Genomic DNA, 16,455 nt, shown 5'->3' with positions numbered 1-16,455 from the left:
CGTGTCGGGATCACCCGTGTTGGTCGTGTCGATGCGGATCAGTTCACTGGTGAGCGTGACTGCCTCTTCGGCGGCTGCTTCGATCAAATTCGGTTCGGTCACCAGGCATTCCTACCATTGGTGGAGCTCGCCGACCCGCTGCCACCGCGTGCTGGACACCGTGTGAAGACCCACCCCATGTCGGGTGACCGGTAAGGGTCCCAGGGCGTGGCTGACAGACTGCGGGGGTGATCGTCGGATACGTCCTCGCGCTGCTGGCGGCGGTGGCCTCGGGTAGCGGTTCGGTGCTGGAGTCGATCGGGGTCCGCCGCGCGGGCGCGTACGGCGGCAGCGCACTGGACCTGGTGCACTTGCGGCGCCAATGGATTTACTTCGCGGGCATCGGCGTCGACCTGGTCGGCTTCGCCTGTGCGGCGGCCGCGTTGCAACGGCTGCCGTTGTTCCTGGTCCAGTCGGTGCTGGCCTTCAGCGTCGGCGTGACGGCCGCGATTTCCGCGTTCATGGGCACCCGCCTTGCCGCGGCGGGCTGGGCCGCTCTGGGCGTCGGAGCGGTCGGTCTGATCCTGCTGGGCTTGTCGGCGCAGCCGGGTCCGGCCAAGCTGCTTCCGGCGGAGTGGCGCTGGGTTCTGCCCGCGATGGCGCTGGTCGTGGGGTCGATCGCCTGGTACTTCCGGCGCTTCGATCGCCCCTGGGCCGCGCAGGTGCTCGGCTTCGCGACGGGGGTCGGGTTCAGCGTGGTCGGCGTCTCCGCCCGCACCCTGGACCTACCTTCGTCCGGCTGGGCGATTCTGGTGGAACCGGCCGTGTGGGCGATGATCCTCAACGGCTCGGCCGCGGCGGTCGCGTTCGCCCTCGCCCTGCAGAAGGGCGGGGCGACAGCGGTCAACGCGATCATGTTCACCACGAATACGGCGTTGTCCTCGATCATCGGCCTGGTCTTCCTCGACGACCGCGTCCGCGACGGCTTCGCCACGTTCACGGTCGCGGGCCTGATCCTGGCCATGTCGGGCGCGATCGTCACCGCCCACTACGCTTCTCAGGCCAAGGAGCCCGCCCGTGCGGCTCGACTGAGCTCGTGAGGCCGGGTTCAGCGCGCCTGACCCTCGCCGAGGAGCACCCGCAGCAGTGAGGCGAGCTGGGCCCGCCGCTCGTCGCTCAGTCCGGAAACCGTGCCAAGGAACCCACGAAGATCCCCCGCCGGAACTGAGTGCGGGTTTGGGGTGGCGCGGGCCGGACCCCCAGCAACCGGCCCGCGACCGACACTCACGGCACTCCCCTCGGCCACCGCGAGACCCGTTCCACCCGACCATCGTGCGGCCGGGACCGGGCCCGCGCATGGGTGCAGGGCCCCCATATTCCGGCGCGACGGGTGGCTGACCGCGGGTGAGCCCGGCCGTCACTCTCCGGGCATCTTCGTGCGTGCGCTGAATGTGGGTGCGTCGCCCCCATGTGCGGCCCGCGCCGAACTGAAAGCATGACTGCCGTGACGCCCCAGCTCCCGGCGACGTCCCTGCCGCTGAAGTGGTGGGTGCACGGCCAGACCCCGCGCGAACGCGCAGCGACGACCAAGCCCGTATGGGCGGACTTCGCCGAACACACCGTCACCGCGCTTCTGCCGGAGCGTCCCCCAGTCGGTGACTGGCGTGCCGCGTTCGCCGGGGTCTTCAGGTCGTTCGTCGACGCCGCCACTCGTGAGGCGGTCCCGGACGATCTCGCGGACGCCGACGTCGAAGCACTCCGCCGGGGTTTCGCGGCCCAGCTCGACCAGCATCTGCTCAAGCTCTCGGTCCGCACGCTCGTGCTGGAACTCCACCGCGCCCGCAAGGCCGGGATCCTTCAGGGCGAGACACCCGAAGAGCGCTTCTCGGACTTCGTGCGCCAGCAGTCCACACCGGCCGGCCTCGTCCGGTTGTTCGGCGAATACCCGGTACTGGCCCGGCTCCTCGCCCAGGCCTGCCTCCACGCCGCCGAAGCCCACGCCGAAACACTGGCCCGCTTCTCTGCCGATGCCGCCGCGTTGCCCTGCTCGGTCGTGGACGGCGAGCTCGGCACGCTCGTCGAGGTCGCGGGCGGGATCGGGGACGCGCACGCACGCGGGCGTTCGGTCAAACTGCTCGGCTTCTCCAGCGGCGCCAAGGTGATCTACAAACCCCGCCCGCTGATCCTGCACGAACGGTTCACCGACGTCGTCGAACAGCTCAACAAACGACTGCCCGGTCTCCACCTGCGGACCGCCGACGCACTCCAGCGTGACGGGTACGGCTGGCTCCGGTTCGTCGAGCATCGGCCGTGCGCCGACATCGCCGACGTCGACCGGTTCTACCGCCGTCAGGGCATCCTCCTGGCGCTCCTGCACGCACTCGACGCCACCGACGTCCACTACGAGAACATCATCGCCTGCGGCGACCAGCCGGTGCTGATCGACATCGAGACGCTGTTCCAGCCCTCGCCATCCGATCCGGCGGATGGCGACCCAGCCGCGGCGATGCTCGCGCGGTCTGTGCAGCGCACGCTGCTGCTCCCCCAGCTCTTCGCGGGTGAGCACGGCGCCGTCGACATCTCCGGCCTGGCGGGCCACGGTGGCAAGCTGCCGACCGACCGGATCGATTGGGCCGATCCGGGCACCGACCAAATGCGGCTGATCAGGGTCCCCGGCGAACTCGCGGGCGGGAACAACCTTCCGCGTCTCGGCGGCCGTGACGTCACCCCCGCCGAGCACAGCGCGGCACTGCTGGCCGGGTTCCGGCTCGGCTACGACGCGATCTCCACCGGACGGGACGAACTCGCCGAGCTTCTCCGGCACTGCGCCGAGGATCCCATCCGGGTACTCATCCGGCCGACGAACTTCTACTTCCGCCTGCTCGACGAGACAACCCACCCCGACCTCCTGCGTGACGCCGCCGACCGCGACCACGCGTTCGACCTGCTCGAAGCGGACTCGGCGGATGAGGAGAAACTGCTCCGGCTCGTCCCGCACGAGCGGGCCGACCTGTGGGCGGGCGACGTGCCGATGTTCACCTCGAACCCCGGCTCGACGTCACTGCTGGATTCGCGCGGTGACAGCGTCGACGGAGTGGTCGACCGGGCGTCGCTGGACACCGTGCTGGCCAAGGTCGCCGACATGGATCCGCTCGACCAGCGCGACCAGGAATGGCTGATCTCGGCCACCCTCGCGATCAGCACGGCGACCGGCGACCACCACGGCGGCGGCGAGACCGCGGAAACGGCGGTGCCGAACCAGGCGCCCGACCCGGAACGCCTGCTGCTCACCGCCTGCGGGATCGCCGACCACATCGTCGCCAACGCCTTCTCCGACGAGCACCGCTCGAACTGGCTCGGCATCGAACTCGTCGACGACCGCTATTGGACCGTGCTGCCGATGGGGGCGGGACTCGGCGAAGGCTATTGCGGTGTCGCGCTGTTCCTCGCCCAGCTCGCCGAGCTGACCGGGATCGCGCGGTACCGCGATCTGGCCGCGTATGCGATCAGCCCGCTCCCCGGTCTTTTCGCCACTCTTCGCGCCGATCCCGGACTGGCCGCCACCGCCGGCTGCGGCGGGCTTCTCGGGCTCGGCGGCGTCGCGTACACGATCGCGCGGCTCAGCACCCTGGTCGGCCTTCCCGCGGGCGACCTCATCGAGCAGGCCGTCGATCTGATGCCCGAGGCCACCCCCGAAACGCCGTCCGGATTCACGACGGGCCTGGCGGGCGGGGTCGCGTCGATGCGCTCGGTGTATGTCCAAACAGGACTGGAGACGGCGTTGAAGCGGGCGGACCGCTACGCCGGGCAGCTGCTCGAGCGCGAACGTCCACAAGAGACCGGTTTCGCCCGCGGTCCGGCCGGGATCGACTGGGTTCTCCGGGCACACGACCGTTCCGGCGAAGAACCACCCGGAAAGGCGGACGATCGGGCGGAAAGCACCGGCGGCTGGTGCGAAGGTCTCGCGGGCGAGGCACTCGGGCAGGCCGCGCACCTGCCGGATCCCGGATACGCCCGTGGCCTGGACCGGACGATCAAACGGCTGGCCGACGGGGCACCGCTGAAAGATCTCAGCCTCTGCCACGGCGAGTCCGGAGTGCTGGACGTGTTGTGCGTGCTGGCGGAGAACGGGCACACTGGCGCCGCCGCCGCGGTGCGCCGCCGGACCGGTCATCTGCTCGCCGCCATCGATCAGCGCGGTACCCGCTGCGGGACTCCCGGCGCGGTCCCCTCGCCAGGACTGCTGAGCGGCCTGTCGGGGATCGGCTACGGCCTGCTGCGGCTGGGATTCGGCGACCGGGTCCCGTCCGCGCTCCTGCTCCGCCCCGACCGGCCGCATCCCGCGGCCACCGTTGTTCCGCCGGTAAACCGAGAATGAGGAGAAGAACCGAATGTACGAAAGAGATCTGCCCGCCACCGAAGACGCCCTCGGCTCCGTGAACCTGCCGCGCGCCCTCGAGGTCGGCTCGCGCAACCACGCGCTGGCGGGCAGCAAGCCGCGGCTGAGCGCCAACCCGCTCGCCACCCTTTCCACGGACCCCGATTCGCCGTCCGTCGTCAGCGTCTTCACCGGCGGCTGGATCTGAGGTTTGCTACATCCGTAGGTGAACCCGCGACCGCGATCGACGTCGGCCGGGCGGGTTCACGCGTTCGGTCGCGTCGTGAGCCTGTCACAGCTCCGCCGACCAGATCCACAAAAGCTCACGAAGGCGGGCTCGCGCCGCCCGCCTTCGTGATCGCTTTTCCCCATGACTGCGGAATCCGCTCGCTATAGTCGCGTTGGTGGGGATCCGTTCGTCGCGGGTGATCGGCCGCGATGCCGAACTGACCGAGCTTTCCGAAGCTCTCGATCGCGCCATCGCGGGCCGCGGCGGCGCGGTCTTTCTCGTCGGCGAAGGTGGCATCGGCAAATCCCGCCTCGCCACCGAAGCCGCGTCGCGAGCGGTCGCCGCCGACATCCCGGTTCTGCAGGGCAGGGCCGGTTCGATCGGTCCGCTCGTCCCGTTCCGGCCGCTGACCCAGGCGCTGTTGTCGCATTTCCGCGGCGGCGGACCGCCGGAGGCGGCCGAACTCGACCCGTTCGTCCCGGTGCTCGCCCAGCTCGTTCCCGACTGGGGCCAAGGTGACCGGCCGCGGGAATCAGGCTCCCTGCTGGTGCTCGCCGAAGCGGTGTTCCGGCTGCTGGCCGTCACCAGCCGCGACCGCGGCGCGCTCCTGGTCCTCGACGACCTCCAGGACGCCGACGCCGAAACGCTGTTCATCCTCGAATACCTCGTCGACAACCTGCCCGCGGCACAGACCCTGTTCGTCGGCACGCTCCGCAACGAACCTTCCGACGCCCTTCGCCTCGCGACCTCCGGTGCCCAGCGGATGAGCTGCGCCGTCGTCGAACTCGGCAGGCTCGGTCTCGCCGACACCCGCGCTCTCGCGGCGGCCTGTCTGGAGACCGAGCCCGGCAAACTGCCGTCGCCCGCGGCGGAACTGTTGTGGCGCAACAGCGCCGGCCTGCCCTTCATCGTCGAGGAACTGCTTCACGGCATGGTGAACGAGGGTCTTCTGGTCGAGGGCCGGGACGGCTGGCGGGTCATCGGTGAACTCCGCGCCCGCGTACCCGCCGCCCTGGTCACCAGTATCGGCGTCCGGATGGAGCAACTCGGCGAGCAGGCGGGCGAACTGCTGTCGGTCGCCGCGATCATCGGCCGCCGCTTCCCGCTGACGGTGGTGCAGACGGTCATCGGCACGAACGACCGGACCCTGCACAACCACCTGAGCGCCGCGGTCTCGGCGAACCTGGTGACCACCGACGAGACGACTCCGGGCTGGTACGCCTTCCGTCATCCGCTGACCGCGGAAGCGTTGCTGGCACGCCAGTCACCGGCCCGCAAGGCGGCACTCGCCCGTCAAGCCGCCGACGCCGTCGAGAAGCTGTACCCGGGTCTGCCGGGCGATCTGTGCGCGCTCGTCGCGTCGCTCCGGCTGACCGCGATGGACGAACGGGCCGCGGGCCACCTGTTCGCGCGGACCGGTCGCCGCGCCCTCGACGCCGGTGCCGCGGATTCCGCGGTCACGATGCTCACCAAAGCCGTCGACCTGCTCGCCGGTGCCGACGCGGGTGATCGGGCCGAGGTGCTGGAGACACTGCTGTACGCGCTCGGGCAAACCGGCCAATTCGACCGGGCCGTCGAGCTTTCGGCGGGCTTCGTCGAGATCGGCACGCTCGAACGGGCCGCCAAACTGCACACCCAGCTCGCCTGGGCCGCCTACATCGCCGGACGGCACGACGAATGCCTCGGCCAGATCGAACGCGCCCGTGCTCCCCTCGGTTCGGCGATCTCGCCCGCTCAGCAGGCCGCGCTCGACGCCGTCGAAGCGAACCTCTGGCTCGACGTCCCCGGCCGGACCGGCACGGCGGAACGGCTCGCGCGTCAGGCGTGGAAAGTGGCCGAGGAGACCGAGCAGCCGTTCGTCGTCTGCCAGGCGCTGCAGGTGCTCGGCATGCTCGCGCTGTCGCGGGACCTCACCGAATCCGAGCAGTACATGCAGCTCGCGCGGCGAACCGCCGAGGACAACCACCTGCACCACCTCCGCACTCAGGCACTGGTCAGGCTCGGCGGGCATCGCGTGCTGATGAACGGCGACGAGCGGACCCTGCTGCTCGCCCGCGCGGACGCCCAGCGGACCGGGTCGATCACGCTGCACTGCGCGGTCGATTCCGTGCGTACCATGCACGCGATCCTGCGCTGCGAGTTCGACACCGCGCACGCGCTGCTGGAGGAGAACCTCGCCGTGCTCGGCAGGCTCCGGTTGACCGCGTTGCTGCAGTACGCGCAGATGACCAGGGCGATGTCGGCCGGGCACCGCGCCGACCGCCCGGCGATGGAGCGGGCGCTCGACGACTTCCGGCAAAGCGGCGGTGAGAACGCGCAGGAGATGGTGCTGAGCATCGGGCTGGCACGCGTCTTCTGTTCGCTCCTCGAGGAGGACTTCGAGCGGGCACGCCGTGAACTCGACGAAGTCATCGAGCTGGAGGACCGGCGGCCGAGCCGGTTTCACCTCGCCGGACAGCACGGGCTCAGGACGCTCGTCGACACCCTCGGCGGCGTTCCCTGCCCGGAAGCGGGCTCCGCCGTGAGCGGGATGCGATGGAACCGGCAGTTCGTCGAATTCGCGCACGCCGTCGAGCACGGCAGGCGCGGTGACACGACGGAAGCCGAACGGTCGGTGGCCTCCGCACTCGAGACGTCCGCGCCCTATCCCCTCGCCCGGCACCTCGGGCTCCGGCTGATCGCCGAACCGGCCGCCGCCGACGGCTGGGGAGATCCGGCGGGCTGGCTCAACGAGGCCGAGGAGTACTTCCACGGCAGGGACATCCAGGCGGTCGCGGCCGCCTGCCGTCGCCTGCTGCGCAAGCTCGGCGCACCCGTGCGGCAGCGCCGGTCCGGTGTCGACCGGGTGCCCGGTGAGCTGCGCGCGTCCGGCGTCACCGTCCGCGAATACGAGGTGCTGGTACTGCTCGCCGAGCGCATGGGCAACAAGGACATCGGCGCCCGGCTGCACATCTCGCCCCGCACGGTCGAGAAGCACGTCGCGAGCCTGCTCGCCAAGACCGGGCTCGCCGACCGTTCGGCCCTCGCCGACCACGCCGCCGGACCGCGACCTGGCATGCTGTGATCCATGAGCGACCTCACCGTGTACGGCGCCGACTGGTGCCCTGACGTCAAACGCAGCCGTGCCCTCCTGGACGCGAAGGGCGTCGAGTACGACTACATCGACGTCGAAGCGGACACTGTCGCCGAGGAAACCGTGCGGGCGCTGCAGAACGGTGAGCGCCGGATCCCCACCATCGTCTGGCCGGACGGCACCCACCTGGTCGAGCCGAGCGACGACGAGCTCACCGCGCACCTGGACCGGTGACCCTCCCGGACGTCCCGGTCGGCACGAGGGTCGTCGTGCGGTACCGGATCGAAGGCGGGTTCACCGACGCCCTCGGCTACCTGCGCTCCCGTGACGACGCGGAATGCGCGGTGGAGACCAAACGCGGGCTCGTGACGATCCGGCTGGCGGACATCGTCCTCGCGAAGACCGTCCCGCCTCCACCACAGCCGCGTCCTCGCCCGGTCTGACCTAGTGAGAGGTAGAGCAAAGGTGGCGTGGTGAGTCGTGAGTGGAGGTGAAGGGCCCCTTCCCTACTCTCAGGGTAGGGAAGGAGTCCCTCACGGACCTGCGATCCCGACCCACCCGCCGTACGCCCCCCCCGGCGCCGAACTCTCATGTCCTGAAGGGCCCCTTTGAGACGGTGATCGTCTCAAAGGGGCCCTTCAGGACATCCCCACGACCGGCGACCGACAAAGCGGTTGACCAACTTGGGCTGGATGGCATTGCGGTCTGACCGCTGTTTCGCCCCGGCGCTCCCGGGTAAGCGAGGGAATCCCCTTCAGGAGGTTCCCTTGGCTGCCACAACGGAAAACCCGGACGGTCCCACGGAGTTGTCCCGCCGATCGTGGTTCGCGGTGCTCAAACGGACGTTCGCCCAGTTCAACCACGACAACATGCTGGACTGGGCGGCCGCCCTCACCTACTACGGCGTCCTCTCGCTCTTCCCGGGGCTGCTGGTCCTGACCGCGATCCTCGGCCTCCTCGGACCGTCCGCGACCCAGACCCTGATCGACAACGTCGGCCGGGTCGCACCCGGTCAGGGCCGGGACATCCTGGTCGGCGCGATCGAGGAGCTGTCCAAATCCGGCGGACTGGCCGGACCGGCGGCGATCATCGGCTTCGTGGGCGCGTTGTGGTCGGCGTCCGGTTACATCGGCGCGTTCATGCGCGCGTCCAACGTCATCTATTCGATGCCCGAAGGCCGCCCGATCTGGAAGACCGTGCCGCTGCGGGTCGGGCTCACCGTCGCCGTGCTGATCGTCCTCGCCTTGTGTGCCGCCGGTGTGGTGGCGACCGGCGGGGTCGCGCGCTACCTCGGTGATCTGATCGGTCTCGGTTCGACGGGTGTCCTCGTCTGGGACATCGCGAAATGGCCGGTGATCGCGCTGCTGGCGGGGCTGGCGTTCGCGATGCTCTACTGGGTGAGTCCCAACGTGCGGCAGCCGAAGTTCCGTTGGCTCACGCCCGGCGGCCTCGTGGCCGTGCTGCTCTGGGCCGCCGCCACCGCGGGATTCGCCTTCTACGTGAGCAATTTCGGTTCGTACAACAAGGTCTACGGTTCGCTCGCCGGGGTCATCGTGTTCTTGATCTCGCTGTGGATCTCGAACATCGCCGTCCTGCTCGGCGCCGAACTGGACGCGGAACTCACCCGTGGCAAGGAGCGTGCCTCCGGACGCCCCGCCGACGACGAGCCGTTCCTCCCACCGCGCGACACCGCGGCGATGGACGACGACGAAGCGGCCGCGGTCGAGACGAAGACCACCGACTGACTCCCGCACACAAGAGGAGTAAGGCCAAGGTGGCGTCAGGCCGGCCGTGGAGACACTCACCAGTCCGTGAAGGCCTCCTTGCCTACCCTGAAGGTAGTGAAGGAGCCCCTCACTAGCTTCCGAGGTACCCCCTCGACACAGGGGACAACCGACAACCGGGTGAAGGTCAACCCCGGTCCGTGAAGGCCTCCTTCACGGACCGACCACCTGACGTGACACCTTTGCCTGACGCCCGCACATAAGAGAAGAGCCCTTCCCCGGCGGTACCGGGGAAGGGCTCCATCGATTCTCCTAGCTCTTGCTCGACTTGGTGGCCTTCTTCTTCGCATCCTTGGCCTTGCCCTTGACCGTCCCGATCGCGTCCTGGACCGGCGCGTAAGTGCCGTAGAGCGCCGGGTCGGGCTTCGGAGCGGTGCCAGGTCCGCCGAGGGCCTCCGGATCCATCAGGTACTCGATCCCGTCCTCGCCGAAGCTCCAGCCACCCTTCGAACCGTCCGGGCCGTCGGACAGATGCCAAATGGTGTTGTTGTGCTCCTGGTTCTCCTCGTCGAACAACGCCGTCGGCGCGATGTCGCTTTCCAGGCCGTCGGCCTTGAGTTCCTCGATCGCGGCGAGCCACTGCTTCTGGTGCACCGTGTCCCTCGCGAGGTTGAACTGCAGCATCGCCTTCACGCCCGGGTCGTCGGTCATGTTGTACAACCTGGCCGTCTGCAACCGGCCCTGCGCCTCCGCGGCGACGTTCGCCCGGAAATCGGCCAGCAGGTTGCCCGACGCCACGACATAGCGGCCGTTCCAGGGGTAGCCCTGGCTGTCGCTCGGCGTGGCGCCGCCACCGGAGATGATCGCCTGCTGGGGATCCATCCCGCCGAGGATCGCCGCGGTGGCCGGATCCTTCGCGGCCTCGGCCACCGTGGTGGCGGGCGCCCCTTCGAGCAGCCGGGCGACCATCGTCGCGAGCATTTCGACGTGACCGATCTCCTCGGTCGCCGTATCCATGATCAAATCCTTGTACTTGCCCTCGATGCGGCAATTCCAGCCCTGGAACAGGTACTGCATGGTGACGGTCATTTCACCGTAGGCGCCACCGATGAGTTCCTGCAGCTTGCGGGCGTACAAGGCGTCCGGCTTTTCCGGCTTGGCCTCGAATTGGAGCGATTTGGTATGACGGAACACTGACAACCTCCGAAGAATTCAGGGAAGAAACAGAGCTAGCGCGAGTCGGCGATCGACGCCTTCGAACCGGAAAGCGGAATGAGGCCGAGTGCGATCATCCCGACGGCGAGCCCGAGGTGCAGCCAGTTGTCGGCACTGTTGACCGGCACGAAATTGGCCGCCGAGCCGTGGTCGATCAGCAGCCCGTACAGCCAGAGCACGAGGTAGATCACCCCGCCACCGACGAGGAACGCCTTCGCGCCGCTCACCTTCCGGGCCAGCAGGATGCCCGCGACGCCGAACGCCAGATGGACGATGTTGTGCAGGATCGACACCTGGAACACGCCAAGCAGCAACGCGCCGGACTCGTGACCGGCGCCGCTCAGCTGTTCGTAGTTCGTCGTGATGCCGGGGATGAAACCGAGGATGCCGACGAGCAGGAAGACCGCGCTCACGCCGAGAGCGATGAGCTGGCGCGGAGCCCGCCGAACCGTGGCCGGCGATGCAGTCATGATTTCCTCCGATCCGGGTGACTGGGGAACTGTGCGAACATCGCGTCGAGTACCCGGGCGAATGCCGTTTACACCAGGGATCCAGAGCTCATGAATTCGTGGGAATTCAGGTGTAACCCGGCCTGGCCGGGGTAGTCACGGCGAAGCACGCACGTCACAAGGAGGTCGGAATCGTGGCTGAGAACGCCGCAACGCGGGCCGGGCCGGGCGGCAAGCTTTTCCGTGCCGGCTTCCACGCCCTCGCGGCCCTGCGTGGCGCGAGAGCCTTCCACCCGGATGGGCTACTGCTCAAAGGTGAATTTCACGGCCTGAGGTGCGATGACCTCGCCCTGCCGGACGAGCCGGTGGCCGTCACCGTGCGGATGTCCAAGGGGGCAGGCCTCCCGGGACGGCTGCCAGACGCGCTGGGGCTGGCGGTCCGGATTCCTTCCGCCGACGGTGCTCCTTGGGATCTCACGCTGACGAGCTCGGGTGCCGGTCTGGTCGGCCGGGTACTGCCGCGGCCGTCGCGGGCCTGGACCACCGGGCGCTACAGCACCCTGCTGCCCTATCGCACGAAAGGCGAACTGGTCTGGCTTTCGGCCCGCGCGGAGACGCCGCGACACGCCGAAGCATCACTCGACGCCTTGAGGCGCCTGGTGACGGAAGGGCCGGTGACCTACCTCGTCGAGACCGTCCGCGCGAACGGGCATCGGAAGCCCTGCGCGACGCTGAGCTTGCACGAGGTGGACGAAGACTCCTCCCGCCCCGCCTTCGATCCGATGCTGCATCCTCCACGGGGGTGGGAGCCGCGGCCCGGCTGGCTCGCCAGGCTCCGCGAGCGGGCCTACGAAGGCAGCCGCGAGGGCCGCTGATCAGCCCGCGAGGGGCTTGTCCAGCACGGCCTTCACGTGGCTGAAGTTGTCGATCGAATAGCGGCCGTGATAGCGGCCCATCCCGCTCTCCCCCACCCCGCCGAACGGCAACTCCGGCGCCGCGAGATGGATGATCGCCGCGCCGAACACCAAGCCGCCCGACGACGTCTCCCCCTCGATCCTGCGCTTCGTTTCGTCCGATTCGGTGAAGGCGTACAACGCCAGCGGCTTGTCGCGTTCGTTGACGAACGCCAGCGCCGCGTCGACGTCGGGCACCTCGATGATCGGCAGGATCGGGCCGAAGATCTCGTCCCGCATCACCGGGGCGTCCGGGGAAACGCCGGTGAGCACGGTGGGCGCGATGTACTTCTCGTCGCGGTCGGTCTGGCCGCCGACGACCGCGGTTCCGTCGTCCAGCAGCGCGGCGAGCCGGTCGTAGTGCCGGGTCGAGATGATGCGACCGTAGGAGTCGCTGGTGGCGGGGTCCTCGCCGAACATCGCTTCGACGGTCTCCGCCAGCTGCTCGGCCAGCTTCGGGCCGGTGTCGCCGATCGCGAGGACGTAGTCGGGCGCGACGCAAGTCTGACCCGCGTTGGCGAACTTGCCGTACGCGAGCCGCTGCGCGGTCACGGCGAGATCCGCGCCCGGCTCGACGATCGCCGGGCTCTTCCCGCCCAGCTCCAGCGTGACCGGCGTGAGATGCTTCGCCGCCGCGGCCATGACGATCCGGCCGACCGTCCCGTTCCCGGTGTAGAAGATCGTGTCGAACTTCTGCTCCAGCAGCGCCGTCGTCTCGGGGATCGCGCCCTCGACGACGCGGACGCCCTCGACGTAGTCCGGCAGATGCTCGGCGATCGCGGCCGACGTGTTCGGGGACAGCTCACTCGGCTTCACGACCGCGCAGTTTCCCGCCGCCAGCGCTCCGACCAGCGGCGCGAGCACCAGCTGAAGTGGGTAGTTCCACGGCCCGATGATCAACGCGACCCCGAGCGGTTCACGCACGACGCGGCCGTTCCCCGGCCGCAGCGGGTACGGGAGCTCGGCCGGCTCCGGAGCCAGCCAGGAGTCGAGGTTCTCCAACGTGTGGTCGATCTCGTTGCGCACGAGCGCGATCTCCGCGCGCTTGGCTTCGGCGGTGTTCTTGCGCAGATCGGCATAGAGCGCGTCGAGGAAGACGTCGGCCCGCTCGGACAGAAGCTTCCGCAGGCCCGTGAGCTGCGCTCGGCGCCATTCCACCGGTTTCGTGACGCCGGAACGGAAAAGGTGACGCAGTTCTTTGACGACGGCGGAGGCATCACTGCTGGTCATGGCTCCGAGCCTAGCGGCGAGGTGAAGCAGGTGCCCACCGCCGAGTGGTATAGGGCGTTATACGCAAGTATGAAGGGCGCTTTCCTCGCATGTCGCGCGGGGAAAGCGCCCTTCAGCCCTCGGTAAGCGTTACGGGTAGCTCACCAGATTGCTCGGCGTCGTACCCGGTGGCGTCACCGCACCGGTGTCGTTGATGACGTGGGTGATGGTCCCCTTGTAGTTCAGCGAGACCGTCACCATGTTGTGGAACCGGACGCCGGAGCGGTTCGGCACCTCGAACGCGTGATACAGGTTCACCGACGGGTTGTCGTTGAAGAAGCAGTAGCTGCCAAGGCCCCACGCCTCGTGCGTGGTCACGTTGTCCCCCACCTTGTAGGCGGCGTACCCGTTGAGCCCGTTGGGACTCTTCCAGCCCGCCTGATCCGGGACGTCGTAAGGGATCTCGTTCTGGAAGAAGATCGTCCTGCCGTTCTGGCCGTTCCAGATCACCTGATACTTCTGGTAGTGCTCGACGAACAGACCGGTCGCCAGCACGTTGTCGCCGTTGACGACCACCCCGGTGTCGCCGGTGTTGACCGTCCAGCCGTAAGTGCCCGCGTTGCCGTGGTCGGCACGCCAGGCCCAGATGTGGTCGATGATGGTGTCGCGGCTGTTGACGATCAGGCTGTTCGTCGCCTTCCCCGCGATCTGACCGCCGATCCGGAAGAACACGTCCTGCAGCGTCGTCGGGTTGGCCGAGTGGTTCGCGGTGGAACCCGCCTGGCCGACCGTGAGCAGCGACTGCGAGTTGGTCGTTCCGGCGTCGAACAGCAGCCCCTTGATCCGGACCCCGTCCACGTCGGCGACCCGCATCGCTTCGACGCCGTTGTCGGGCACCAGCGTCGAGTAGCCGACACCGAGGACGACGGTGTTCGCCTTCGTCACGTTGAGCGTCTGGTCGAGGTGGTAGACGCCCGGCGTGAAGAACAGGTTGCAGCCCTGGGAGAGCGCCGTGTTGATCGACGACGCCGTGTCCCCCGCCTTCACGACGTAGAACTGGCTCATCGGCAGCGAACTGCCCTGCGTGCCGCCATTGGCCCAGCTCGGCCCGGAAGCGTTGGTGCGCAACGAAGGCAGGAAGACCCGGTACTTGCCGGAGCCGTCGAGGTAGAGATACGGGACGTCGCGGGACACCGGCGTGGTGGCCAGCGTCGTCTCCGGCGGGTTCGGGAAGGTGTTGGCGGGGGCGCCGTTCGTCCCGGAGAAGACCATGTTCCAGACCCCGCCGTCCCAGCTGCCGTAGCTGCTGTCGCGGGTGTACCACTGCTGTTGCGAGATCGAAGCGGTCTGCCCGGAGACCTTGGTGTCGGCGGTGTAGCCACCGCTGGCGAATCCGTAGCTGGCCGGGTAGAGCTGGAGCCCGCCGCGGATGTCCATGCGGCGGAACGGCGCGGCCTGTGCGACGGCCCAGCGAGTGGAGCCGCTACTCGGGACCACGGCGAGGTTTTCCGCCGAGCGCCAGAAGTTCTGCAGCGCCACCCCCTTGTCCGACTCGTTGAAGGCGTCGACGGTCACGTCACCGTTGATCACGACGTCGCCCGGGTTCTGCCCGAGGCCCGCGACGGAGGTGTAGTAGCCGACGTTGTCGTGGATGCCGTTGTACACACCGGGCTTGAACAGGTGCGCGTACCGGCGCTCGGTGAACTGCGCGGTCAGCGTGTCCTTCTGCGCGTTGAAGTCCGCGTCCAGCCTGCTCTGGATCGACGCCGCCGACATGCCGGGGTCGAAGATCCGCACGTTCGGGCCGAAGTCCGGGACCTCGGCCTGCGTCGGGCAGGTCGCCTGTGTCGATCCGATCGTGTAGCTCGCCGACGTCACCGGCGAATTCGCCGAGCCCGACTTGACCGCGATAGCGGAGATCGTCGAGGACGCGGAAACCGTGATCGGCCCGGTGTACGGAGTGGACGAAGCGGTCGGCGTGGAACCGTCCACTGTGTACCGGATGGTCGCGCCCGCGGTCGCGGACGACAACGTCACCGAGCGGGCGCTCGGATAACTGCCACCCGGCGGGTCGAACGTCGGCGAGGCGACGGTCGTGCCACTTCCGCCATGGGTGTAACCGAAATGCGGGGTGTCGTACTGCGGCCCGTTCTTCTCGTACGTGAACCAGTAGTCGAGCACCGTGCCCACCGTGAGCGAGCCGACGGTGTGCCGCCACGTGCCCCCGTTGTCGGTCATGCGGACGTTCTGCTGGCCCACGCCGGGAACGCCGGTGTAGTGGATGTCGACGTAGCGCGCGGGCGTCGCCGGCGTGAAGGAGAACTGCGCCTGACTCGCGTTCAAGGACGCTGCACTCTGGCTGTAGTCGGCGGCCGCGGCGGTGGCACCGCCGAGACCGGCGGTGATCAGGAGGGCGGAAAGGGCGGCGGCGAGCGCGCCACGAACCCTTTTCCGCCGTTGGGGCTGCACAAAGATCCGATCCACGTCGTGACACCTCCGGCGTTGGAAATCCACGGGCGAAGCAATTCGTTGCGCGCCACAACAAAGTAGCCGTCCGTGCGATATGTCCAGATCACGCTTCGGTAACAGTGATGGTCCAAACCACTGACTGCTCCGCACGGCCGCATGGGACACGGCCGTTCGGCGTCATCGGACGAGGCGATCGGGTGCCGTTCAGCGGTCCGGGACGACGTAGAGCGTCGAGGCTTCCCCGCCGTGCATGGCGGCCAGGCTGGCTCGGCAGGCCATGAGCACCTCGCGGTTCGCGGCCGTGTCCGGCGGGACACCGCAGCCGTCGCAGAAGAGTTCGACCGAGCCCGGGAAGGTCTCGTCGACCTCGACGTCCACCGTACGATCGCAGCGGCGGCACCACCGGTGGCCGGTGACGACCAGGATGTGCATCGGATCGGAAACGCACTGGTGCACCCAGCGGCGATGGACGTAACAGGTCGTCCGGACGTGCGCGCTCAGCCCGTGTTCCTCCGCCACGTCTTCCGCGGCGAGGATCGCGGCCAGCCGCCGGTCGGCGATCTCGCCGTATCGGTCCCGCCGCCGACCCGGCGGGGACGCGTCCGCCGCCGCGAGCAGTCTGAGATGAGCCCTTGAGGGTGGCGGGGTACGTAGCACCATGTGGGTCTCGACCTTTCGGCGTCCACCGGAAGTCTTATCAGGTCGTTCCCCGATTTCGCCGAAGCGACACCCGACCGGGCGACAAGGCAAAGGTCGTTTGTACGGCCCTTGTATTCG

At 68.6% G+C, this 16,455-nt stretch carries 13 protein-coding genes; 8 read left to right on the top strand and 5 right to left on the bottom strand.

What is annotated here, in order from left to right:
- Positions 1–227: 227 nt before the first annotated feature.
- The 7 genes from DL991_RS09560 (at position 228) to DL991_RS09525 (ending at position 9,404) form a co-directional block, all read left to right on the top strand.
- The gene (locus tag DL991_RS09560) at positions 228–1,079 is read left to right on the top strand and encodes a hypothetical protein (RefSeq protein ID WP_125783073.1); all 852 of its coding nucleotides are present in this window, start codon (positions 228–230) and stop codon (positions 1,077–1,079) included.
- A 395-nt stretch (positions 1,080–1,474) separates the two neighbouring features.
- The gene (locus DL991_RS09550; RefSeq protein WP_233598750.1) at positions 1,475–4,357 is read left to right on the top strand and encodes a type 2 lanthipeptide synthetase LanM family protein; all 2,883 of its coding nucleotides are present in this window, start codon (positions 1,475–1,477) and stop codon (positions 4,355–4,357) included.
- Between the two features lie 13 nt (positions 4,358–4,370).
- Positions 4,371–4,565, top strand: coding sequence for a hypothetical protein (locus tag DL991_RS09545; protein WP_125783069.1), 195 nt, complete (start codon positions 4,371–4,373; stop codon positions 4,563–4,565).
- A 196-nt stretch (positions 4,566–4,761) separates the two neighbouring features.
- Positions 4,762–7,650, top strand: a complete 2,889-nt coding sequence (locus DL991_RS09540) for a helix-turn-helix transcriptional regulator (protein WP_125783067.1) — start codon at positions 4,762–4,764, stop codon at positions 7,648–7,650.
- Positions 7,651–7,653: 3 nt separating this feature from the next.
- Positions 7,654–7,893, top strand: a complete 240-nt coding sequence (locus DL991_RS09535) for a glutaredoxin domain-containing protein (RefSeq protein WP_125783065.1) — start codon at positions 7,654–7,656, stop codon at positions 7,891–7,893.
- A complete protein-coding gene (locus DL991_RS09530; RefSeq protein WP_125783063.1) occupies positions 7,890–8,102 on the top strand; it encodes a ferrous iron transport protein A in 213 nt (70 codons plus the stop codon). The genes DL991_RS09535 and DL991_RS09530 overlap by 4 nt, the downstream gene beginning before the upstream one ends.
- Positions 8,103–8,426: 324 nt before the next feature.
- Positions 8,427–9,404 (top strand): YihY/virulence factor BrkB family protein, encoded by a 978-nt coding sequence (locus DL991_RS09525; protein ID WP_233598749.1) that lies wholly within the window; start codon positions 8,427–8,429, stop codon positions 9,402–9,404.
- Between the two features lie 291 nt (positions 9,405–9,695).
- Here DL991_RS09525 and DL991_RS09520 read toward each other — a convergent pair whose 3' ends face one another.
- Positions 9,696–10,577 (bottom strand): manganese catalase family protein, encoded by an 882-nt coding sequence (locus DL991_RS09520; protein WP_125783059.1) that lies wholly within the window; start codon positions 10,575–10,577, stop codon positions 9,696–9,698.
- Positions 10,578–10,612: 35 nt separating this feature from the next.
- A complete protein-coding gene (locus tag DL991_RS09515; RefSeq protein WP_125783057.1) occupies positions 10,613–11,068 on the bottom strand; it encodes a DUF4383 domain-containing protein in 456 nt (151 codons plus the stop codon).
- Positions 11,069–11,241: 173 nt separating this feature from the next.
- Between DL991_RS09515 and DL991_RS09510 the strand changes: the two genes are divergently transcribed.
- Positions 11,242–11,922 (top strand): hypothetical protein, encoded by a 681-nt coding sequence (locus tag DL991_RS09510; protein WP_125783055.1) that lies wholly within the window; start codon positions 11,242–11,244, stop codon positions 11,920–11,922.
- On the opposite strand, the gene DL991_RS09505 is transcribed toward DL991_RS09510, so the two are convergent.
- From DL991_RS09505 to DL991_RS09495, 3 genes are all read right to left on the bottom strand, one after another.
- On the bottom strand, positions 11,923–13,230 hold the full coding sequence (locus tag DL991_RS09505; protein WP_125783053.1) for an aldehyde dehydrogenase family protein: 1,308 nt from the start codon (positions 13,228–13,230) through the stop codon (positions 11,923–11,925). It lies immediately after the preceding gene.
- A 129-nt stretch (positions 13,231–13,359) separates the two neighbouring features.
- A complete protein-coding gene (locus tag DL991_RS09500) occupies positions 13,360–15,693 on the bottom strand; it encodes a chitobiase/beta-hexosaminidase C-terminal domain-containing protein (RefSeq protein ID WP_199753883.1) in 2,334 nt (777 codons plus the stop codon).
- Positions 15,694–15,882: 189 nt separating this feature from the next.
- Positions 15,883–16,338 carry a hypothetical protein gene (locus DL991_RS09495; protein WP_125783051.1) on the bottom strand — a complete coding sequence of 152 codons (456 nt, stop codon included), beginning with the start codon at positions 16,336–16,338 and terminating at the stop codon, positions 15,883–15,885.
- Positions 16,339–16,455: the final 117 nt, after the last annotated feature.

The organism is Amycolatopsis sp. WAC 01375 (assembly GCF_003947325.1).
GTDB lineage: Bacteria > Actinomycetota > Actinomycetes > Mycobacteriales > Pseudonocardiaceae > Amycolatopsis.
This window is presented reverse-complemented; position numbering and strand designations above follow the sequence as displayed.